The 22556-nt window shown below is 62.1% G+C and carries 18 protein-coding genes and 1 pseudogene; 13 read left to right on the top strand and 6 right to left on the bottom strand.

Annotated features, from left to right (window positions below):
- The first annotated feature begins 463 nt into the window (after window positions 1–463).
- From ACVINW_RS06450 to ACVINW_RS06430, 5 genes are all read left to right on the top strand, one after another.
- Window positions 464–1420: a hypothetical protein gene (locus ACVINW_RS06450; RefSeq protein WP_456750524.1), complete on the top strand. Its 957-nt coding sequence runs from the start codon at window positions 464–466 to the stop codon at window positions 1418–1420.
- 10 nt (window positions 1421–1430) lie between these two features.
- Complete coding sequence (locus ACVINW_RS06445; RefSeq protein WP_456750523.1) at window positions 1431–1631, top strand: hypothetical protein; 201 nt, start codon at window positions 1431–1433, stop codon at window positions 1629–1631.
- Between the two features lie 149 nt (window positions 1632–1780).
- Window positions 1781–2470 (top strand): esterase/lipase family protein, encoded by a 690-nt coding sequence (locus ACVINW_RS06440; protein ID WP_456756315.1) that lies wholly within the window; start codon window positions 1781–1783, stop codon window positions 2468–2470.
- Between the two features lie 89 nt (window positions 2471–2559).
- Window positions 2560–4086, top strand: coding sequence for an alkaline phosphatase family protein (locus ACVINW_RS06435; protein ID WP_456750522.1), 1527 nt, complete (start codon window positions 2560–2562; stop codon window positions 4084–4086).
- A 237-nt stretch (window positions 4087–4323) separates the two neighbouring features.
- Window positions 4324–4491 carry a hypothetical protein gene (locus ACVINW_RS06430; RefSeq protein ID WP_456750521.1) on the top strand — a complete coding sequence of 56 codons (168 nt, stop codon included), beginning with the start codon at window positions 4324–4326 and terminating at the stop codon, window positions 4489–4491.
- 552 nt (window positions 4492–5043) lie between these two features.
- Here the strand turns inward: ACVINW_RS06430 and ACVINW_RS06425 are convergent.
- Window positions 5044–5958 (bottom strand): LysR family transcriptional regulator, encoded by a 915-nt coding sequence (locus ACVINW_RS06425; RefSeq protein ID WP_456750520.1) that lies wholly within the window; start codon window positions 5956–5958, stop codon window positions 5044–5046.
- 125 nt (window positions 5959–6083) lie between these two features.
- Between ACVINW_RS06425 and leuC the strand changes: the two genes are divergently transcribed.
- From leuC to ACVINW_RS06400, 5 genes are all read left to right on the top strand, one after another.
- Window positions 6084–7505 carry a 3-isopropylmalate dehydratase large subunit gene (gene leuC, locus ACVINW_RS06420; RefSeq protein WP_456750519.1) on the top strand — a complete coding sequence of 474 codons (1422 nt, stop codon included), beginning with the start codon at window positions 6084–6086 and terminating at the stop codon, window positions 7503–7505.
- Entirely contained in the window at window positions 7502–8110 is a 609-nt protein-coding gene (leuD, locus tag ACVINW_RS06415) for a 3-isopropylmalate dehydratase small subunit (RefSeq protein WP_456750518.1), read from the top strand. The genes leuC and leuD overlap by 4 nt, the downstream gene beginning before the upstream one ends.
- Window positions 8111–8165: 55 nt before the next feature.
- Window positions 8166–9500: a 2-hydroxycarboxylate transporter family protein gene (locus tag ACVINW_RS06410; RefSeq protein WP_456750517.1), complete on the top strand. Its 1335-nt coding sequence runs from the start codon at window positions 8166–8168 to the stop codon at window positions 9498–9500.
- A 39-nt stretch (window positions 9501–9539) separates the two neighbouring features.
- Window positions 9540–10763: a mannonate dehydratase gene (locus ACVINW_RS06405; RefSeq protein ID WP_456750516.1), complete on the top strand. Its 1224-nt coding sequence runs from the start codon at window positions 9540–9542 to the stop codon at window positions 10761–10763.
- A gap of 84 nt (window positions 10764–10847) precedes the next feature.
- Window positions 10848–12107 (top strand): lipase family protein, encoded by a 1260-nt coding sequence (locus ACVINW_RS06400; RefSeq protein ID WP_456750515.1) that lies wholly within the window; start codon window positions 10848–10850, stop codon window positions 12105–12107.
- A 284-nt stretch (window positions 12108–12391) separates the two neighbouring features.
- On the opposite strand, the gene ACVINW_RS06395 is transcribed toward ACVINW_RS06400, so the two are convergent.
- The 3 genes and pseudogenes from ACVINW_RS06395 to ACVINW_RS06385 form a co-directional block, all read right to left on the bottom strand.
- Window positions 12392–13195, bottom strand: coding sequence for a hypothetical protein (locus tag ACVINW_RS06395; protein WP_456750514.1), 804 nt, complete (start codon window positions 13193–13195; stop codon window positions 12392–12394).
- Window positions 13176–14855, bottom strand: a pseudogene (locus ACVINW_RS06390) (AAA family ATPase). The gene ACVINW_RS06395 and the pseudogene ACVINW_RS06390 overlap by 20 nt, the downstream one beginning before the upstream one ends.
- A gap of 609 nt (window positions 14856–15464) precedes the next feature.
- Window positions 15465–17108: a hypothetical protein gene (locus ACVINW_RS06385; protein WP_456750513.1), complete on the bottom strand. Its 1644-nt coding sequence runs from the start codon at window positions 17106–17108 to the stop codon at window positions 15465–15467.
- Between the two features lie 737 nt (window positions 17109–17845).
- On the opposite strand from ACVINW_RS06385, the gene ACVINW_RS06380 reads away from it, so the two are divergent.
- Together ACVINW_RS06380 and ACVINW_RS06375 are read left to right on the top strand one after the other, a co-directional pair.
- On the top strand, window positions 17846–18055 hold the full coding sequence (locus tag ACVINW_RS06380; protein WP_456750512.1) for a DUF2945 domain-containing protein: 210 nt from the start codon (window positions 17846–17848) through the stop codon (window positions 18053–18055).
- A gap of 11 nt (window positions 18056–18066) precedes the next feature.
- Window positions 18067–18615 (top strand): DUF488 domain-containing protein, encoded by a 549-nt coding sequence (locus ACVINW_RS06375; RefSeq protein ID WP_456750511.1) that lies wholly within the window; start codon window positions 18067–18069, stop codon window positions 18613–18615.
- A 34-nt stretch (window positions 18616–18649) separates the two neighbouring features.
- Here ACVINW_RS06375 and ACVINW_RS06370 read toward each other — a convergent pair whose 3' ends face one another.
- Together ACVINW_RS06370 and ACVINW_RS06365 are read right to left on the bottom strand one after the other, a co-directional pair.
- A complete protein-coding gene (locus ACVINW_RS06370) occupies window positions 18650–19804 on the bottom strand; it encodes a caspase family protein (RefSeq protein ID WP_456750510.1) in 1155 nt (384 codons plus the stop codon).
- Between the two features lie 73 nt (window positions 19805–19877).
- Complete coding sequence (locus ACVINW_RS06365; RefSeq protein ID WP_456750509.1) at window positions 19878–21110, bottom strand: hypothetical protein; 1233 nt, start codon at window positions 21108–21110, stop codon at window positions 19878–19880.
- Window positions 21111–21315: 205 nt separating this feature from the next.
- Between ACVINW_RS06365 and glf the strand changes: the two genes are divergently transcribed.
- On the top strand, window positions 21316–22524 hold the full coding sequence (glf, locus tag ACVINW_RS06360; RefSeq protein WP_456750508.1) for a UDP-galactopyranose mutase: 1209 nt from the start codon (window positions 21316–21318) through the stop codon (window positions 22522–22524).
- Window positions 22525–22556: the final 32 nt, after the last annotated feature.

Below are 22556 nucleotides of genomic sequence, written 5' to 3'. Positions count from 1 at the left end.
CCTCCACGTCCTCGATGTCTTACAGCATGGACTTCGCAGACGCCTCCGCTTGTTAAACCGCCAGCCGCTCTTTCGTGAAATCCATTCGCGGACAAAGCGATGGCCAGGACGGCCCAGCTGCTGGCCTGGAGACAGTCTCGATACGCATATCATGGTGGTCCAATCATGGTTCGCTGACTCTCGTCATGCTCCAAACTTACGGCGCTTCCTTCTAGTGAGAGTAAACAAGCCAGAATAATAGAAGTGGCTATCGCTACCTATGATGTGGCCGTCGAGAAGAAGCGCGGCAGGCCGGGAGTTTGCTTCCGTTGCTCGCGAAGGCCGCGTTCGACAACGGAACGGAACGCTTCGCCCGGATCCCCGACCGCAGTTGACAGGCGCACTCTCTTTGAAATTGCTGGTACGAAGCTTGACAACCAAAAGCGCGCGTGCAACCTTTAGTTTATTTATTTCGAGAGTTTTATTGGAGATCTACGTGTTTCCAAAAAGCTATAGCTCCGAAATTATAAAGTGGCACGATGGCGATACCAGCAAATCGGACCCATTCTTCATTCTGGTGGTCAACAGCATCGCGCTAGAACGCCCGATCGGATCGGGCATCTTCGTTGACGACTTCGCGGCCGGCGATCTGGCGTCACGAAAACAATTCACCGCATGCGCCGAGTACATCGGCGAAAATCTATTCGGCAAGGTTCCGACTCAACAGGAACAAGTTCTTTCCAACTCGTCCTATGCCGGAAAAGTTAGATTCTGGTCCATGTACGTCTACGGTCTCGTATCGAACGGTGCTACGGCTCTGGTGGGAGAAGATGGCGTCAAGGGAAGTACGATCATCTCACCACGCCGGCCCGCTGTTCCTCCGTTCTTATCCTATATTGGACTTAATCCTGACATTGTGTTCATCGTGTCGCGTTCGCCCACCCATACCCGAGCGAGTGCATTCGGCACGACGGACGACGACAATCGAGGAGGAATCACCGCCTATTACGATGGCCGTGTGATCGTGCACCGTTACTATCACCTTATCCCGGGAATGGCCGCTATCAACGTCCAGCAAACACCGAGTGACAACGCGATGACGCCGGCTCACGAGTTCGGGCATGCCTTCTCAAGCTATACAAATGGTTTTGTGACCGACCTTTATGTGGACGGTGATGTCCAGTTCAACCGTAAGGCGGGAAGGCCTATTCCGGACCTGTTCGCGAACTATAACGGCGCAGCTTATGCATCCGATAAGATTCGCGACTCGCTGGGCTATCCCGCGGATTGGACTTCCTATCATTCGGAGCTTGCCGACGTGACGTCGCCGGCTCTCATGGACAATTTCTGGTATGCCAAGGGAGGAGCCTTAAATGCTCTTCATGATCGTCTGACCAAGACTTATCTCATTGACCGCATCCTAGCCAAAGTCTCACGGTGAGAGGTTCGACATGATTGCGCCGCTGAGGCCCGAAGAACGAGCGAGAATGCTGACACGCGGAACGGCAGAAGAAGTTGACGAGTTCGAGCGTCTATTGTCCGAGCGGTTTGAGACCGATCCGTCAAGGCCAAGAACCGACGCCGAACTGGCCAGTGATGCGGCTCGCAATGAGCGGCTGAGAATTCTGGGAGAAAAGCTAGGGCCGCAATAGCGGCGGAGGCATGAAAGAACTCACATCGATGGGCCGGCACTTCGAGCGAAGTCTGGCCGATCTTAAAGGACAGGCAAGACTTCCGTTCGCTCAAACGTGACACGAAACCATTCCGGGAGGAGGTTGAATTGGCACATGCAGCGAGTTTTATGGTCCAGCCGAGAGCTGCGTCCATTCGGTCCTTTGGGCCTACTAGCGGAAACCGCGGATCATGCGTCCTTTTGCACGGATGGGACGCGGACGGAAGCAGCATGAATGCCCTCTGCGCAGCGCTGCAAGCTCTTCCAGAAGCCGCAGGTTGGAATTTTTATGCTCTTACGTACGAAACCCACGCTGAGACGTTTGTTGTTGCGGCAAATGATGTTCTCCCGAACGTGCAGGCGCTACTCAGTCCCTTGATCCTAGTTGGCTACAGCGAAGGCGGCATCGTTTCTCGCCAGATGATTGCCGACGGTCTGAACGTCAGAGCCCTTGTAACGATATGCTCTCCGCATCTTGGCATCGGCGCTTGGCTTCCGACACCTGACCCGGGCTCCGCGTCAGTCTCGCCGTTCAGCCCCGAACTCAAGGCGCTGAATGGATCCGCCGCAGAGCATGCGCAGCGACATCTCTATCATTGTTTTGGGATTTCATGCACGGATCTCTGGGGAGATCACCCTGACGACGGCGTCGTTCCTTTAAAAAGCGCTTTGGCGGAGGGGCTTGGTGATATCGCCGAGCGGGCGTCGATCCACCTTGATTACAACGGCCACATCGCCGGCTGGGATCCTCATCTTCGGGGCATGGATCCCAACTATCTGCAGCCCGTCCTGGACACCTGCGCCAAACTTTTCAAATAGAACAAAGCTCGCCGCACCGGTGGAACGCAGAAGGCAGCCTAGCAGCTAAGTCACGTACTTGATCAACATTCGATCTCCAGGGGCGAACTATGGCAATTGATCATGTCTTCGTGCTGATGATGGAAAATCGGTCGTTCGATCATCTACTCGCATTCTCTGGACTAGCCGGCGTGACGCCGCCACCCGCGAAGTTTGGCTTTTCGTCTGGAGCGGTCGATCAACTCGCCAATGATCCTCATCACGAGTTCTTGGATGTCGCGGTCCAGATCAACGGTGGCGCAATGGACGGGTTTCTTAAGAACAATGGCCCGGATGCCATGCTGGGCTTTGATGAAACCGATGTCCCTGTGCTTATTGAGTTAGCCAAGAACAACCTTTATTTCGACAACTGGTTTTCATCAATGCCAGGTCCGACCTGGCCGAACCGCCTGTTTGCACATGCAGCCTCTTCCGGAGGCTTGGACAATAGTCTGCCCGCGTTCGATGCGTATAGGGCGGTTACGAACCCCGGATATGCGCTGCTGTTTCAGAATGGGCACGTGTTCGACCGATTAACGGCCAAGAATGTGAGATGGCGAGTTTATCACCACCATGGTGGCCTTGGTAACATCGACTTTCCGCAAGTGCTCTGTTTGAAAGGGATGGTCGGGAAGGCGAACGATCCTAACTTCTTCCGGCACTTCAATAGCTTTGCATCCGATGTAGCAGCCGGCGACGTGGCCGCATACACATTCATCGAGCCGAAATACAATCTGCCTGGTTACAGCAACGGAAACTCGCAGCATCCAGTCGGCACGATAAGTCGCGGTGAATTTCTCATAAAGGCCGTGCACCAGGCGATCTTCACGCAGAAGGTCGGCGATCACAGCGCGCTTCTGGTGACTTGGGATGAACACGGAGGCTTCTTCGATCAAGTGACTCCCCCTCACGCCGTGCCGCCAGGCGATCCTCCGGTCAATCACGACCGCGCCCAGAATCCCGGAAACTGCTCATTCGACCGTTTCGGCGTTCGCGTGCCAGCGGTGCTTATTTCACCCTGGCTACCAGCCGGATTGGGCTCGCATATTTTCGGGAATAAGCCGTTTGATCATTCGTCGATCGTCCGAGCGCTCCGCACGACGTTTTCTCTGGGAGGCAGCTTGACAGACCGCGACGACGCGTCCCCCGACTGGAATTCCGCCCTGCTGACGAAGCCCCGAACGGTCCCCTTGAAGCTTCCTTCTGTCAGTGCGTCCAAGCGAAGCAAGGCCCCCGATCCGAAGGAAATCGCGCGGCGAGCACCACCAAGTGGTAACGTGCTTGGCACAGCTCAGATAGCTGTCGACGTTGACTGGCACTCCGCCGAGCGCCTCCGTGTTGCGCCTCTTGTCACGTCCGAGTTTCAGGAGAGGCTTTTCCGCGCGACGGATGTCCTTTCCGATCGGTCAGTTCAAGCCGCTGACCCAAAGGCCGTCGGAGAGGCGCATGTTTCCATTCTCGATTATCTGTCAGCCGTCAGCAAACGCAGCGAAAAGCTACGGATTGCGGAACTAAAGAAAGGCGTCGTAGCTGGGAAGGCGCCTCGCGCAGTGAAACGATCAGCGAAGGGAAAACTGAAGCCGAAGCGGAAAAAGTGAGCCTACTGCATTCTTAAACCAGATCGACGTGATCTGGAGCGAGGCTAGCCGACATGACCAACTAATTCTCTTTCGTCCGCTTCTGACGAAAATGTGGATGCCGTTGGGCGGACGGATTGATGGACAGACGCTTAGACCGTTGAACTACGGTGCCCAGCTTTAAGGTTAAGTCGAGGTGCCCTGCAGTTTGGTGAACTGTCAATTCCTATCCGTCGTATAGTTTGCGCCGGAGGGAAGATGAAAGCCACGAAGAAGGATTTGCAGGCGTTGAGGCTGTTGCGGGTCTTCTCGGAGATCACGGACCCACAAGCACGCGAAGCCATCATTGCTTTTGCTGAGCATCAGGCCCGCGAGACAGAGCGTGGACAGACCCGCAATCCGCCCAATCGCGGCAACCCCGAATGATAAGGCTGAACAGGCTAACCAGCGTTGCATTAATTGCGCGGCCGCTGTCGGTCGGAGGCCGGAGCCCACTCCCTGCTTTCGGCCTTGTCCGTTTGACTGCTTTGCTGCCCGAAGGCGGAGCCCGTGAGGGCCGGCTATGCCGTCCTGACACCGACCGACGATATGAGCGCGATCCATGGCTTGCCGACTGAGTGTTCCTCTCGTGCGCCGTAAGTGGCAAGTAACCCGGTCGACAGAAGCACATTTGAGTGGTACAAACGGTAAGTAGGTCGTTGCGTTAAGCCTCTGATTTTGTTGATGTTTGATGGATCATGGCCCAGCCCGCCCCTGGGCACCATTCAGCTCAGCGCAGCCGTAGCCACCAAGCCGTCAGCACGAAAGTTCGTCCCGGCATAGCCCGAAGGGCGAAGCCGGACGGTTCGATTCTGCCCTGGGCACCAACGCTACGCCTTTGTGCGCTCGACTATGGTTTTACGCGATGGGATTGCGTCAGCGCTTCGCAGGGATCGATCTTGCGCTCGAGTAGCGCTCGGGACCGGCCACGCGAGAAAGCTAGCGCCCGTTTTTCTCGATGTGTCGCCAGAATGCCTCTGCGGCCTGTGCCAAGCGAAGCTTCGGCCGGAAGATGTGGATTTCGATAGGCACGAACCATTCCTGTCCACCTGCCGCGACGATGTCGCCTGAGGCAAGCTGATCGCTGATCAGGCTTTCAGGCAACCATGCCATGCCGCGGCCCGCCTGAACCATCGTCACTAACAGCTTCGCCAGATGTGAGGTGAATGTTGTACGCAGGTGCGCTTGCACCGGCGACCTTGTGCGGACCGCTTCGAGGATCCGTCCCATGCCGGATTCAGGGCGGAAGCTGAGGAATTCAACCGGCGCGCTGTCGCTTCCGGGAAGCTTGAAGCGAGGCTTTCGGTTACGGCGCGAAGCCGGCGCCGATGCCGGAATCAGCCGGTCGTCACCGACATGCAGCGAGCGAAAATGCGACGGCATCAGCGCTGTTGTCGCCGCAGGATGATAATGGCAGAGCAAGAAATGCGCATCCCCCGCCAGCAGGATCCGTTCACAACCTTCCATGTGATTAGCGACGAGCTGCACGTTCGGAACAAACGAAAGCTCGGTCTCGATGCGGCGCAGCCAATCCGGAAAGAAGGTCAGTGACAGCGCGTTGGTGGAGGCGAACTTCAAGACATCGGACGCGCCGCGTGCTCGTTCCTGAGCCTCGAGGCGGCCGGCCGCCAGTCGGCGGAGGATGTCTTCGGCGGTTTGACGAAACACTTCGCCTGCCGGCGTAAGATTGACGCTATGCGTTGTGCGCTCGAGCAACGGTGCGCCGGTCCACAGCTCGAGCGCCTGTATCCTGCGACTTAGGGCGGGTTGCGAGCAATTCCGCTCTTCGGCCGCTCGCGAGAAGCTGCGCGACGTGGCGACCGCAACGAAATCGTACAGCCAATTGATCTCCACGGAAGGCCTCCTCGGCAACTCCTGCGCTTATGCAGGATGTGCATAACGATATCAGAACACGACATTGGATTTCCAGCCATGCGCGCGGCACGGTCGAATGAAGAGCTTTTTCGGAGGAAAGCGCGATGGTCGCGCGCACGCTGTATGACAAGCTGATCGACGCCCACGTCGTTCGCAATCTCGATGATTCCGGTCTCGTGTTGCTCTATGTCGACCGCACCGTGCTCAACGAATATACCAGTCCTCAGGCTTTTGCCGGGCTGCGGGCGGCCGGACGCAAGGTGTGGAACCCCAAAGCTGCCCTGATGGTGGTTGACCACGTCAACCCCACCGCCGCACATCGGACCCTCGCCATGCCGGACCCGAGCGCGGCGCGACAGGTCGACTATTTCGCAGAGAACGCCAGGGACTTCGGCATCGAATATTTCGATATCCTCGACCCGCGCCAGGGCATCGAGCATGTGGTTGCTCCCGAGCAGGGGCTGGTTATGCCCGGTATGGTGATCGCTGCGGGCGACAGCCACAGCACGGCATACGGAGCCTTTGGTGCTCTCGGCTACGGCATCGGAACATCAGACATCGAGCACTATCTGGCGACCTCGACGGTCCGCTACCGCCGCCTCAAGACGATGCGCGTGCATCTGACCGGATCTATCCCGCTCGGCGTCACGCCCAAGGACATCGTAATGGAGGTCATCCGGCGGATCGGCGCCGACGGCGCGACCGGCTACGCAGTGGAGTTCAGCGGCCACGTCGTCTCGAATATGAGCGTCGAGGGCCGCATCGTGATGTCCATCATGATTGTCGAGGGCGGCGCGCGTGGTGTCGTGATCGCGCCGGATCAAAAGGTGCTGGACTATCTCAAAGGCCGCCCTCGCTCGCCGAAGGGCGAGATGTGGGAGCAAGCGGCCAAGAGCTGGCTGACACTGGCCTCGGATCCGGGCGCCCGATTCGACCGCGAGGTCGCGCTCGACGTATCGGAGGTCTCGCCACTCGTAACCTGGGGCACCAGCCCTGACCAGGCGATCGGGGTGACGGAGAACGTTCCCGATCCCGCGCAGGCTGCACCCGACCGCAAGGCGGCAGCCGCGCGTGCACTGAGCTATATGGGCCTGACGCCCGGTGTTCCTATTCAATCGGTTCCGATCGACTTCGCCTTCATCGGCTCCTGCACGAATTCGCGCATCGAAGACTTGCGCGATGCGGCCGAAATCTTTCGCGGGCGCCGTGTTGCGAACGGCGTGCGGGCGATCGTAGTGCCTGGTTCGACCCAGATCAGGGCGCAGGCGGAGGCTGAAGGCCTGGCCAAAGTGTTCACCGACGCTGGGGTTGAATGGCGGCAATCCGGCTGCTCGATGTGCCTTGCGATGAATGACGATGTGCTCAAGCCGGGCGAGCGGTGCGCATCCTCAACCAACCGCAACTTCGAAGGCCGCCAGGGGCCGGGTGCGCGCACACACCTAATGAGCCCGGCGATGGTGGCCGCGGCGGCCGTGACCGGACACATCACCGACGTGCGTCGTCTCCTGCGCGGGCCGCATCAATGAAGCCCTTCGATCAAGTGACCGGCACGGCCGCGCCCATAATGGTGCCGAACGTCGACACAGACGTCATCATGCCGAAGATGTTCCTCAAAGGCGTGGATCGCAGCGGGCTTGGCGAGGGAGCCTTCAACCTGCTGCGCTTTAGCGCGGGCAGGCCCAATCCGGAATTCATTCTGAACCAGCAGGGCTATCGCGACGCTTGCTTTCTTGTGGTGGGTCCGAACTTCGGCTGCGGGTCGAGCCGCGAGCACGCCGTCTGGGGTCTCCAGCAACTTGGCATTCGCGCGCTGATCGGCACCAGCTTCGCGGGTATCTTCAACGACAATTGTGCCAACAACGGTCTCCTGACGATTTCGCTCGACCCCGGCGTGGTGAGCGAGCTCGCCACCGTTGTGACCGACCGCGCGCGCAATGATGTCACCATCGACCTCGCGGCGCAGACGATCCGGTTCGACCGCGGTCTCCGCTCGATCACATTCGAGATCGAGCAGGCGAGGAAGGAGGCCTTTCTGACCGGCCGCGATTTCATCGGCTCCACACTCGCCTTCGCCGACGACATCCGCGAATTCGAAGCGCGGCATCGCGCGGCAAATCCATGGATGTTTTGAATTGCAAGACCTTGGAGCCGGTCCAGTCCGCCGCGCCACAAACGAACGATAAACAGTGGAGGGACCCTTGGTAGACACGACGTATCGCCCGGTTGAGGCGCCGGAAACAGCCGCTCCGACGAGGCTCGCCGCGCTCAAGATCGGCCCGTTACCGATCGGCATCTACGTTGCTGCGATGGCCGTCTGTGCTGCTGCCGTCTATTTCAAAAAGCTGCCGAATGATGTGATCGGCGGACTGTCGGTGCTGATGCTGCTCGGCTTTCTGCTCGGCAAGCTGGGCCAGACAATACCCGTCCTGAAGCAAATCGGTGGTACTGCGATTCTCTGTCTGTTCGTTCCAGCAGCCTTGGTGAGCTACGGTCTGATGCCGGATGAAGCCCTGAAGGCAATCACGACCACGTTTCGCACCGCCAATTTTCAATATTTCTTCATTGCCTGCCTCGTCGCGGGCTCGATTCTCGGCATGCCCTATCGTGTGCTGGTTCAAGGCTTTATCCGCATGTTCGTCCCGCTCCTGATCGGGACAATTGCCGCCGTGTCCGCCGGCATCGTGGTGGGATTGCTGTTTGGCTATAGCCCGAAAGACACCTTCTTCTTCATCATCATCCCGATCGTCGGTGGCGGCCTTGCCGAAGGCGTGTTGCCGCTGTCCATTGCGTACTCGGAGATTTTGCAGCGGCCACAGGCTGACCTCGTCGCGCACATGGTGCCGGCAGCGCTGCTCGGCAACGTGGTTGCGATCGTCTGCGCCGGACTGCTCGCGCGTCTTGGCGAAACGCGCCGCGATCTCAATGGCCAGGGTATGCTGGTCAAAACCGGAGACGGCGACATCCTCGGCGAGGCGCGGCCAGACCGTCCGATCGATCTCGGGCTGCTTGGTGCCGGTATCGTGCTGTCGTGCGCGTTGTTCGTACTCGGCATGACCTTGGCACCCTTCACGGGCATTCCTGGCCCCATCATGATGATCATCGCTGCGGTGGCACTGAAGCTGACCAAGATGTTGCCGACCGAGATGGAGCTCGGCGCTTATCAGATCAACAAGTTCATGTCGACGAACCTGACCTTCGCCATCCTGGTTGCGATGGGAGCATTGCTGGTCAAATGGGAGCAGCTCGTCGCCTCGTTCAACCTTGGCTACGTCATGATCTGCACGGCCACGGTGCTGGCGATGATCTCGTCAGGATTTTACGTCGGCAGGTGGCTGAACATGTATCCCGTCGAGGCCGCGATCGTGACGGCCTGCCACTCGGGCCTCGGCGGCACCGGCGATGTTGCCATTCTCGGTGCTGCCGATCGCATGGGGTTGATGGCCTTCGCCCAGATCGCCACCCGCGTCGGCGGCGCGATCATGATCGTGATCGCAACGCTGTTGCTGAAATCGCTTTCTTGACGGCCGCGCGGCCGACTTGCCGCGCTGAAGGAGTAACGGATGGACAGGCGAGATTTTGCCAAGGCTCTGCTGGCCGGAGCCGCAGGCGCCGCGGTGTCGGTTCCTGCCATTGCGGCGCCAGGGGCAAGCAACGGGGCGGTCCCTCCGCTGCCGGTGCGTGTCAACGACAAGATCAGGCTGGGTGGCCAGCGCAACTTCGACAAGGGGCCGGTGACGTCGCGCCAGAACATGCAATGGCATCAGCGCTGGGGCATTCGATATCTCGACATCTCGCTGGAAACAAAGAGCGCGGCTCCCGACGTTTTCGGAAACGATGCGCCCAATGAAGCGGCTGTGGCGCGCGCCCAGGCGCTCGGCACCGGTATGGGAGGCGCCCGGCTTCAGCCGACCACGCGGTGGAGTCTCGAAGGCATGATGCGCATTCAGGACACTCTGCAAAAGAACGATCTAAGCTGGGAAAGCGTCCGGATGGATTCGGCGTACATCGCCATGACGCCGGGTCCGGAACGCGACCGCTACTTGGATCTGATTTGCGAGAACGTCCGCACTGCGGGTCGCGCCGGTGTCAAGATCATCAGCTACCACTGGAATCTCACCCCTATCCGCCGCAATCAGAAGGTTCCCGGCCGCGGCGGCTCGGAATATCATGCGTTCAAGCTGGAGGACAATTGGCGCGAACTGCCGCCGACACCCGCGGGTCGTGTGTCCTCCGATGAGTATTGGGAGCGCCTGCAAACCTGGGCGTCGCGCGTTATTCCGGTTGCGATCGAAAGCGGCGTCAAGATGGCCTGCCATCCCTACGATCCGGGCGGCCTGCCACGAGGCTATCTCGGCGTCGACAGCTTTGATGCCGGCGATTACGCGGCTGCGCTGCTGAAATACGAGAAGCTCTACGATTCTCCGAACAACGGCTTCCAGTACGACACCGGTGTCTCACGCGAATCGATGCCGGCCGGTGATGACCAGTTCGCGCTTCTGTACGGCTTGCTGGAGAGAAAGAAGGTTCACCAGATCCATTTCCGCAATGTACGCGGCGGTCAAAACAACTTCGTCGAGGTCTACCACGACGAGGGCGACGTGAACCTGTTCAACATCATTCGCCTGCTGCGCGACACCGGCTGGGAAGGCTCCTTGCTCGCTGATCACAGCCCCTATCACCCCGATGATCCCGGCTACGTGATGGGCTTCGCGTTCGCGAATGGCTACATTCTCGGCCTTCTCCGTGCGGCACACGAAGAGGCCGTCAGGACCGCCGCTCGATAAGGAGCCGACAATTGCGTGGGCCAAGGCAGGTGAAAAAACTCCAGGTCCCAAGGGACCGAATACTCAATATCGTGAGGTGCGGAATTGAAGTCAGCCATAACGATCGCCATCTTTGCGGTGCTGGGACTCTCTCAGGCGCATGCGGGAAGCTCCACATTGCCGATCGGTCCGCAATGGGGCGATCGGGACCTGTCTCCTTTCTATCGTTGGACCGAAGCGCTGCCGTCGCGCCCCGGCGTGATGCTGCGCGAGGAGCCGATGCCGGCCCAACCGGAAATCGCGAAAGCGTCTCTTGCTGTTCGCATTCTCTACAGTTCGACCGACCTTCGCTGGCACGCTGGAATCGTACCCGTGAGTGGAACGCTCTATCTGCCCGCCGGAGAGCCCCCCGCCGGAGGCTGGCCCCTGGTCGCCTGGGCGCACGGTACGCTGGGCATTGCGGATAGCTGCGCGCCTTCCTGGACCGGGCACAAGCCGCGCGACGCCACATACATCGAGAGATGGCTGGAGAGCGGCTTCGCTGTCGTCGCCACGGACTATCAGGGTCTCGGCGGGCCAGGACCGCATCCTTATCTCATATGGGCGGCGGAGGGGCGTTCCGTGCTCGACGCCGTCCGTGCCGCGCTTGCTGCACATGCCGACAAGATCGCGGCGAAGGTCTTCATCAGCGGCCAGTCGCAGGGGTCGGGCGCGGCTTTGGGCGCGACGACCGTCGCACCGAGCTATGCCCCCGATGTGCCGTTGCTCGCCACCGTCGCCACAGGGCTGGTGTCGACCTTTCCCGACGGCCCTTACCGGCCGGCGCAGCCTTTCAAGGTCGGCTCGCCGATTTACCTCACGCTCATGATGCTCGGCGGCTCGCTTCCCGATGAGGCGTCCCCCGTCGACAAGCTTGTGACGGAGAAAGGAAGACTGGTGCTGCGCGCGGCACGAGAGAGCTGTACCGGCGAGATGCGCGCGATCGCAAAGAAGGAAGGCATCACGGCGGATAACGCCTATGTTGAACCGATTGGGAAGGTTGAGGCGAGCTTTCCGTCGCCGACGGACATGAGGCCGGTGCGCCTGCCGGTGCCTGTTCTGCTTGGCACGGGTCTCGCTGATTCCGTGCTGCCGCCGATCCGGCAATATGCCGCCGTGGCTGCCTTGTGCTCGGCCGGCAATGACGTGATGTGGAAGACTTATGCCGGCGTCACCCACAATGGCACCGTGAACGCTGCTTTCCCGGATGCTGTTGCGTTTCTCAACGAGGTGCTTGCGGGTGGCAAGCGGCAGGGCAATTGCGCGGGCATCGCCGAGCCAGGGCTTCCGACTGATCCGGCACAGGGCATACCTTTCAATGACTGACTGCAGTCCGCGCCGGGTTGAGCAACCTTGACGCGAAACTCGGGCGTGGGTTCAAACAGTCGGCCTTCGTGTGGTCGGCTCGAGAAATTCCTTGTTTTTCACGGGGGAGCGAGTGGCACTTTCCGCCATGATGCCGCCGCTCACGCCACCCTAGCAAGGACAAACAAAGGTTCCCGTGTCGGTGGTTGCGTGTGATTCCCTCCCTGGGCACCACGTTTCGCCCTAGCGGGCTCCGCGCGGCGGAGCCGTGCAGATCACAGCGGTGAAGCGGCGGACTTAGCGTCCTACCGATAGTCCTTGTTGTCGATCACCTTGCCGTCCTTGCCGCCGCCGGCGTCGGTCGGCATGCATTCGACCTGCACGAGGTCGGGATAGAGCTCCCAGGTTCGCACCAGGAATTTCCTGCGGATACCGTAGGAGGTGATGATGCAGCGGTTCAATACCGGGCTGACCGCCGCGGCGACGTAGCCGGGATAGAACAGCGAGCCGTGATGCAGCACGCTCCAGATCTCGTTGAACCAGGTCGCGCGCACCCGGAAGGTCACGGTGTTCTGCTCGGTGCAGGGCAGCGTCTCGCAACCGTAGACCTCGTGGACTTCCTGGCCTTCGGTCTGCGAACTGGAGAGATTCTGCGAGTTGGAAAGATAGAGCTGCTCGTCGTGCTGAACCGTGGCGAGGTACCAGGGCAAGGTCACGGCGACCGTTGCCGCGCCATAGATGAGGTAGCAGACGGCGATCGTTGCGAGGATCATGATTCCGCCGCGCGCCTTGCTGAATTCCGGATCGCCATAGGCGTCCTTGGCGTAGACGCAGCGCGCCCACAGCGCCCGGTAGCCGGCGAACGCCCAGCGCAGGAAGCGGTAGATCCGCCAGGTCACCGGCGCGATCAGCTGCAGGTAGATCCAGCCGCAGGAGCGGACGAACTGCGACCAGAACCGGCCGAGCATGGTCAATTCGCGGTGCGCGCGCCCGAGATCGGACTGGTCGTAGGACTTCTTGGCCTCATAGGCCTTGGTCTTGAAGTCGGACAGCGTCTTGTCGATGCCGTGCAGCAACGCATCAGCGTCGTTATGCGGCTTTTCGGTCATGGGCGATCCAGTTCGACGTGAAATTGCGGCTCGCGGCATCGAAGCCGATGTCGAGCGTCCCGCTGAAGGCGGCATCCGCCATCGTCTTCTCGACGATCATGGCCTCGATGCGCTTGATGCGCCCGGGCAGCCCGCGGGCTCCGATCTCGGGCGAATAGGTCTTGTCGCAGAACTCGCGCAACTGGGCCTCGGGGAAGCGTACCTCGATCGATTGCGCCGCATAGAAGGCGTTGATGCGCGAGATTTCGCGGAACACGATCTTCTCGATCGTCTCCATGTTGAGCTTGTGGAACAGGATGATGTTCTCGCGTCCCTCGAAGCGGTTCAGGAATTCGGTCCGGAACGACTTCTTGAGGTCGCGGATGGTGAGTTCATAGGCCTCTTCCTGGGTCAGATCGCCGGGACCGGTGCCGACCCGCAGCGCATGGTCCGCGCCGATATTGGTGGTCATCGGCATCACCACGTCGCCGAACTCGACCTTGCGGCCCAGATTGTCGCGGCAGCGGCCGTCGTCGAGGATGTTGAGGCAGATGTTGAAGATGTCGGGATGGGCCTTCTCGATCTCGTCCTACAGCATGACCTGATACGGATTGGCCCGCACCGAGTTGGTCATCTCGCCGCCGGCCGCGAAGCCGTCATAGCCCGGAGGCGCGCCGATCAGCTTGGTGACGTCGTTCTTCTCCATGAACTCGCCCATGTCGTAGCGGTTCAGCGCCTTGTCGGTGTCGAACAGCGCCTCCGCCAATCCCTTGGAGACCTCGGTCTTACCGACGCCGCTGGCGCCGCAGAACAGGAACGGCAGCGGCTTGTCGGTGCGCCTGCCGCGCCGCCAGACCTTGACCGCACGATCGACATGATCGAGCACCGCGTCCTGGCCGAACACGCGCCGCTTCAGCGAGCCGTGCAGATTGAGCAGCTTGACGGCGTCGTTCTGCTTCAGCTTGGAGGCGTCGATGCCGGAGATCAGCGAAAACTCGTCGATCACCATGTCTGCGGTGAACAGCAGCCGGTCGTTGATCTCCTTGGTGACGGCCTTGTATTTCACCCGGTTCTCGTCGACGGCCGCCTGGGTCCGCGCGATCTCGCCGCGCAGCTGGAGAATTTCGGGCGTCGCATAGCCGGACGCCCTGGCGATCAGGTCGAAGTCGGCATCGCCGGCGGAGGCCTTGCCCGCGGGCTCGTCGAGGTGGCGCTTCTTCTCCTCTTCCTCGAGGGTGCGCAGCTGGGCCTCCATGTGCGCGATCGACTTCTCGCCCTCGCGTTGCGCCGCGTAATAGCCCTTGATTCTGGCCTGGTGTTCGGCGAACTCGGCCTTGTGGCGGGCGATGGCCGCGCGCACGGTGGCGGCCTTTTCCTCGTTTCCGGAAGCCGATCCGCCGGCCGTGAGGCGCGCGAGCTCGGCTTCGAGCTCCGCGAGCAGCGGCGGCGTCGAATGCGCCCGCAACAGATAGCGCGCCATGCCGCGGTCGAGCAGGGTGCGGGTGCGCGCGGGCTGCGCCGCGGTGAGGCCGGTGTCGAGCGAGCGGTACTTGCTCGACATGTCGATCGCCGCCCTGACCGCCGCCGGATCGATCCGGACCCCGTAATTCTCCTCGAGGTCCTTGGCGCCATGCAGCGCGATCTCCTCGAGTTCGGCGCCGACCGGCTCGGTCAGGTCCATCAGCGTGAAGTGATCGCGGAAGTCGGAATGACATTTGAGGACCTGGGTCAGGTCGGCCTCGCGCACCTCGAGGAAGACCTGGGTCTTCTTCGCCTTCACCATCGCGGTCAACGCGTTGACAATGTGCATCAGCCCGCTGTTGCGCAGCGCATCGATCAGGTCGAGCGTGTCCTCGACGATCAGGACGCTGTCGGGCGTGCGGTTCAACCTCGCGAAGATGGTCTTGAACTGCTTGACGATGGCGTCGTTGTCGCCGAGGCCGAACAGGCCGTCGGTGTCGAGCCAGAACAGCCGCTTGTTGACGATGTCGAACGGCGCGTCGGGGTCGGCCTTGCGCGCCTGCAGCGCCTGCGCCAGCGTGGTGATGCCGACGCCGCTCGGACCGGACACGATCACGCTGTTGGCCTCCATCCGCGTCAGGATGGTGCACAGTTCCTCGAACTTGTCCGCGCAGCCGACCAGCTTGAAGTTCTTGCGCTCGGCGAGCTTCTCGCTTCCGGTGATCAGGAAGTTGTCGGCCATTGGGATGTCCATCGGTCAGGCTTGCACATCAAGGAGGCTTGCACATCAAGAAGGCCGGACCGGCCGTGCCGGTCCGGCAGGCGGGCCTCAGATCTGCCCGAACGTGATCTCCTTGTCGTCGACCGGTTTCGGCGTCGCGGCAGCGGCCGGCGCGCCGGCATCCTTGGCGTCCATGCCGATGCTCTCCTGCAGCCGCGCCCGGACGGTCGCGGTGACGTCGCTGAGCTCTCCGAGCCGGCTCTGGATGTTGGAGAGCCCGTCTTCCCGCAGCTTGTTGGCGGCCTGCAGCGATTCGGCGATGTTCGACATCGACTCGACCTTCTCCATGATCCGCTTGGATGCCTCGTCGACCTGCAGCGCCTGGCGGATGACCTCCTTGTTGGCGACGTCGTCGCTCACCGCATTCATCGCCCGCATCGAATCGCGCACGCTCTCCGAGGCCTCGTTGAGCGCCGAGTTGTTGAGTGCCTGGATGGTGGTGTTCAGGCTGGTGGCGACGCTCGCGATGCCGTCGCTGGAGAGCTCGCGCAAATTGACATTCTGCTTGCCGAGCGCGTCGTGGAAGGTGTTGGCGTCGACCGCGTCCTTTTCGAGATCGGCCACGGTCTTCTTGGTGCCGCGGCCGCTGTCCAGCAGCGCGGTGACGTGGCGCTCGAAATCGTTCTTCTTGCGCTCGCGCTCGAGGCGGGCGAGCGTATCCTCGCCGTCCTTTGCGGTCGACAGCGCCTGCACCTTCTCCTTGTTCGCGGTGCAGGCGAGGTCGATGCCCTTGTCGAGGATCGCGACCACGGTGATCATCTGCGAGTTGATCTTGACCAGCTTGTCGGCTTGCCCCTCGATGCCGCCGAGCTCGTCGCGCAATTCCGAGACCGTGACCTGCGACTTGTCGATGTAGTCGAGCGCCGCCTTGATGATGCCCTCGACGCGCTTGACGTGCTCGGGGCCGGAGATGTCGAGCATCTTGCGGACCTGGTCCTTCTCGGCCTTGAACTTGCCCTGCTTGGCGTCGTGCTCGGCCTTCTCCGTGACGATCGCCTGCGCCTTGTCGCGGCAGCTCTTCAGGGCCTCGATCCCCTTGGCGATCAGCAGTTCCTTGGCGGCGATTTCGGCCTGCGCGGATTTCTTGATGCCGCCGAACAGGCCGGTCTGGGTCTTCAGCTGCGCGATGTCGCGATCGAGCTTGTCCTTGTCGGAGTTGATCTGCCGCGCTTCGGACTCGACCTGCGCGGTACGGCGCTCCCACTCGGCCTCGCGCTTGCGATCCTCCTCGATCTCCGCGAAGGTATCCAGCACGACATTGTCGCCGGCGGTGCGCAGCGTGTAGAGCGCATCGAGATTGTCGACCAGCGGCCGGATCATCTCGCGGAAATCGAGCACGCCCTTGTTCATGTCGGCGAAGGTCTGCTTCATCTTGGCGAACACGGTCGTCGACGACAGCTCGATCAGCTTGCGTTGCATCAGCGTGCGCTGCTGCGCCAGATATTCCTTGTAGCTCTCGAGCTGCTTGATCGAGGCCTTGCACTCCTCCGCGAGGTCCGGCGAGAGCAGCGCTCCGATCTGGCGGCTGCGCTCTTCCGGCGCGGCATCGGGATTGAACACGATCTTGGCGACCGGATTGGCCGTGATGTCGACCGGGGCTGCCTGCGCCGCCTGCTTCGGCGCCATCCGCGCCTTGACGGCCTCATTGAGCGCGGTCGATTCGGCGAGCTTCGGGGATGCAGAGGTAGACATTGCAGTCGTCTCCTGGTCTGGCGGTTCCAAAAGGGAGCCGCTTGGGCAGCGCGGGCGTGAACGCCGCGCTGCGCGAAAAAATCGTCCTTAGGCAGCTAACATGAGAAATCCGGCCGATGCGGAAACTAGATGCAGCTCCTCAGCCGCACAACCATAGGGAGGCCCAAATCGAGCGGTTAACCAAACCAAGTCGCGACATTGTTTACGCATCGTTCTGCGGTTGCTGAGTGTTTCAGCCCGGAAGGAAGCTCATTGATTCATTTCGCTGGCTGATTTGTCCGCTTCGCGCCCTGTCCGGTTCGATTGAATCTTCGCGGGCCGGTCCTGAACTGATCATGGGTTGATCTGAGGCACACTTTGCGTTGGTCACCCAGGAGATGCGCTCTCGCCTTGTCGCCCGCAAGGGTCGACAGCGATTTGAAGTGAAGTCGGCGTGGCGCGCGGAAGCCGCGCGCCCAGAGCCTAAATATTTGAAACAGCTTCGGAAATGACCTCTTTATCCGGCTTTCGTCGACCGGTTGTCGACGCGAGAAAATCGCAGCGAGTTCAATGATATGCGGGTTCGAGATTTTATTTTGAATGGCGCATCATCGATGTCACGGCCGCCGTTTGGTGACAGGCGCGAGGGGCAGGAACCTGCATCGGATCCGCCGATTGTCGGGAAGCCAGATATGTCGGGGCGGTTAGGTTGGCCCGCCACGGCGGCCGGCATGCTCGATCAAGCTGGAGCGTACGACATGGCCAGGAGATTCAAGGTCGGCGATCACGTCGGATGGAATTCCGAGGCCGGCCGGGTCTCGGGCACCATCATCGCGGTTCACACCAGCGATTTCGATTACAAGGGTCACACGCATCGCGCCTCGGAGGCCGAGCCGCAATACGAGATCAAGAGCGACAAGACCGATCACGTCGCGGCCCATAAGGGCAGCGCTCTCCGACATGTGTAGCCGAGGGCGGCGTGGCGCTTCCGTTCTTCACGATCGGCCATTCCAACCGCGATCTTGAGGATTTCGTTGCGCTCCTCACCGAGGCCGAGATCGACCGTGTCGTCGACATCAGGACGGTGCCGAGGTCGCGAACCAATCCGCAGTTCAACAAGGACACGCTGCCCAAGCCGCTGGCCGCCGCGGGCATTTCGTATGAGCATTTGGCCGATCTTGGCGGGCTCCGCGGCAAGGCGCGCAGCGTGCCATCGTCCGTCAACGGCTTCTGGAGCAACGAGAGCTTTCACAATTATGCCGACTATGCGCTGTCCCCGCAGTTTCATGCGAGCCTGCAGCATCTGCGCGACCAGGGCCACCGGCAACGCTGCGCGATGATGTGCTCGGAAGCGGTGTGGTGGCGCTGCCACCGCCGCATCGTCGCCGATTATCTCATCGCGTCCGGAGAGACCGTCGTCCACATCATGGGGGAAGGGCGCCTGGAGCCCGCCCGCCTGACCGAAGGCGCCGTCGTGCAGAGCGACGGCAAGGTGGTCTATCCGGGGACGGGTGAACTGGACTTATGAGGGCGACGCCGGCCGTCGCATTGCGAAAGGCGTCTCACCCCCCGCTGCGTTTCCAGTAGCCGGTGCCGAGCTTGCCGGTGATCACGGCAATGCTGTCGCGGACTTCATAGGAGCCGGCGTCGCTGTAATTCCTCAGTCCCTTCAGCGCACGCAGCGTCCAGCGGCCGTTGACGAAGGTGACGGTGCCTTCATGGGCTTGTGCCGAGCGGAACGGCTCGGCGTGGAATTTGTAGGTGCCGTCGGCCAGGATCTGCCAGATCCAGCGCGACTGGCCGCGGCCGCTTGCCACCATGATCTCCCAGGTGCCGACCAACGCGGGATCGATCGCGCCAGCTGGGATTGCCGGCGCCGTCGGCAGTGCCGGAGCCACGGCGGCTGGCGCGGCGTTCGCCTGTTTCGCCGTCTCGGCCGGCGGCGCGCCCGCCAGATAGATCGCCTTGCGCGACAGCGAGCCGTAGACGAAGGGCTGCTGCTCGTTGCGGGTCGCCTCCATCACGTCGTCGCGGACGTTGCGGAACATGAAGGTGACCTCGACGCCCGGCGTCTCGATGTTGCGCAACAGCGCCGCGGCGAACGGGCTGTTGCGGCCGTCGCCGTCGAGCGCGGTGGTGCCGTCGCGTGCGGCATAGGCGACCAGCACGTTGCCGACCGGCTCGATGCGGCCGAGCCCGCTGGTTGTCGCCGCACGCATCGCGAGCGAGCGGCTCATCTTCGCCGCGAACGGATTGTTGCGGCAGGCATCGAGGATGACGAGGCCGAGACTTCCGGTGCTCGAGACCTGCAGCATCACGCTCTGCAGGCTGATCGCTTCATTGGCGGCGTCGGTGTCGCGCTTCAGCTCGGCATCGACCGGGATCAGCCAGTTGTCGCCGTTGATCTCCATGCCGTGACCGGCAAAATACACCGCGGCCATGTCGGCCCCGGCGGCATTGTGCCCGAACGCGATCAGGCCGCGCCGCATCTCGTCGAAGCTGCCATTGGTGATCAGCGTCACCGCGAAGCCGAGGCGCTTCAGCGCCGCGGCAATGTCGCCGGCATCGGTCGGTGGATTCGATAGCGCCGGCACGCTTTTGTAGGCGCCGTTGCCGATCACCAGCGCCACCCGCTTTCCGTCGGCCGCCGCCGGTGCGGCAAGGCCCGCGAGGGTCGCGACAACAGTCAGTCCCGAAACGAACGCGCGGCGGTTCATGCTGGACCCGATCGGAGGTGACCGGCACAGGGTATCGCAGCCGGCGCGCCGCGGCCATGGAAATGGCTGGCGGTCAGGCCGCCTGCTTCGGGGTCCAGACGCCGGCCGGCACCGGCTCGGCCGGCAGCAGATTGGCGCCGGCGGCACCCGCGATCGACATCGTGATCTCGTGGATGTCCTGCACCGAGCGCTGCATCGAGAAGCGCGGATAGAGTTCGCGCATCGTGGTCGCGGTCGCCGCCTGCGCGCTTGCGGGATCGGTCAGCACGGCCTCGACGGCGGCGGCGATGCTCGTCGTCTCCCGACCGAAGCTGTAGGGCGCGAGATGCGGCATCTCCCTGGTCGAGAAGCGGTTGGCGTCGAACACCGGCACGGTGCCGGCGCCGAGCGCGAAGAACACCCGATCGTGCACCGACCCGTCGATATTGGGATTGAGCGAGACCGCGCCGAGATAGCTGCCGAGGCCTTCGCGCATCGCATCGAAGGTCATGGCGCCGAGCACGCGGGCCGGACGGCCGCTGACGTCGAGATCGCTCCAGCCGCCGCCGATGAAATCGACCGGATAGTCGGCGAGCACCGCGCCGACCTCGCGGGTGCGCACGCCCCTGGTGTAGTTGTCGAGCCGGGTCAGGATCACATTGAACAGGTCGCCGCCCGGCTTCAGATAGACCAGATGCTGCGCGGCGACGTCGACGATGATCCTGGGAAACGCGCCGCAGGTCTTGCCTTGCGCCTCGGCGATCGCGTCGAACAGCAGCGCGAACAGCTTTGGCGGCATGGTCTTGCGCCAGCTGCGCTCGAGCGCAACCGGATTCCAGCCCGACTTGGCGAAGATCAGCCGGCCGTTGCGCTGCTCCGGCGGCAGGCCGCCGAAGAAGCCGGGGTCGGGGATGCCCATATGGGTCGCGAACACGCTGCCGTTTGCGCCGAGGTGATCGCGGTTGAACGCCGCGTGGTCCGGGAACACGTAGCCATGTGCGGCATAGCGGCTCTCGAGCCCGTGACGCTTGGCGAAATAGCAGGGATGGTCGCAGAACCAGGTGAAAACGGGGATCTGCGCGACGTCCCAGAACAGCCGGCCGTCCTTGGTATGGATGTCGAGCCCGATGCCGGAGAAGCCGAGCGCCATGGTCTCGGCCTTCCGCGGCAGCAGCGCGTTGAGCCGGGCCGAGAAATCCGGCGCCAGCAGGTCGAGCATCTTGACCTCGTGCCCGAGCCGGTCGAGCTCGGCGGCCGCCATCGCGAGGATGCCGCGGAGCGAATCATAGGTGGTGTTGCTGGAATACAGGACGCAGATCACGGACATGGGGCCTCCGCGCAAAATGCTGTTGCTGCGCGCGCGGACAAATCCGGTCGCTTCGCATGCTGTCAATTGAACGGCCGAGCCGGCGGTTCCGGGCACGGAATTATCGTGGCCTTAACCAAATTCTTCGCCGGAAGTCGGCTCCAGCGCCGTTGAAGCTCCGTCGGGATGTCGCGGCGGGCTATCGCCCGGCCCGCGTGGGGGCCAGATGCAGCTTGAAAGCTTCGACGTCGTCGTGGTGGGCGCGGGCTTCTTCGGCGCCGTGATCGCCGAGCAGGTGGCGAACAAGCTCGGCCGCAGCGTCTGCGTGCTCGATCGCCGGCCGCATATCGGCGGCAACGCCTACTCGGAGCTCGATTCCGACAGCGGCGTCGAGGTGCACCGCTACGGCACCCATATCTTCCACACCAATTCCGAGACCGTCTGGCGCTATTTGCAGCGCTTCACCTATTTCACCGACTACCGGCACCGCGTCTTCACGGTGGCGAACGGCCGCGTCTATTCGATGCCGATCAACCTTGCGACGGTGTGCGCCGCGTTCGGCCGCATCATGACGCCGGACCAGGCGCGCGCGGTGATCGCGGCGGAGGCGGCGGCGCATGGCGCGGCCGGGATCGGCAATCTCGAGGACAAGGCGATCGCCTCGGTCGGCCGCACGCTCTACGATCTGTTGATCCGCGGCTATACGCAGAAGCAGTGGCAGACCGATCCGCGCGAGCTCTCCGCCGACATCATCGGCCGCCTGCCGGTCCGTCTCACCTTCGACGATCGCTACTTCGCCGACCGCTACGAGGGCATGCCGGTCGACGGCTACACCGCGATCTTCCGCCGGATGCTGGAGCATCCCAGGATCGCCGTCGAGCTCGGCGTCGACTATTTCGATGTCGCCGACCGCATCAACCCGCGGCAGCTTGTGATCTATACCGGGCCGATCGACCGCTTCTTCGGCTATGCAAGCGGCCATCTCGGCTGGCGCACCGTCGACTTCGCGCGCGAGGTGCACGACGTCGCCGATTTCCAGGGCGCTGCCGTCATCAACTATGCCGACGCCGAGGTGCCGTTCACAAGGATCCACGAGTTCAGGCACCTGCACCCGGAACGCGCGCATGCCGGGGCGCGGACCACGATCTACCGGGAATATCCCCGCTTCGCCGGCCGCAACGACGAGCCGTATTATCCGATCAACACCGCAGCCGACCGCGCCATGCTTGCCTCCTACCATGCCATGACGGCGGCGCACCCGAACGTCATCTTCGGTGGCCGGCTCGGCTCCTACAAATATCTCGACATGCACCAGGCGATCGGCGCCGCTCTGAAGACGTTCGAGCACGAGGTCGAGCCGTTCTTTACCCGGGAAGGCATGCAGCCCGCAGACACCGCCGCGCGGCGCCACGCCTTGTCGGCTTTGTCGGCGTGATCTAATCCTGCCGGTGCGGGCAGCGAACCCAT

The sequence above is a fragment of the Bradyrhizobium sp. USDA 4461 genome (genome assembly GCF_054055655.1).
This window is presented reverse-complemented; position numbering and strand designations above follow the sequence as displayed.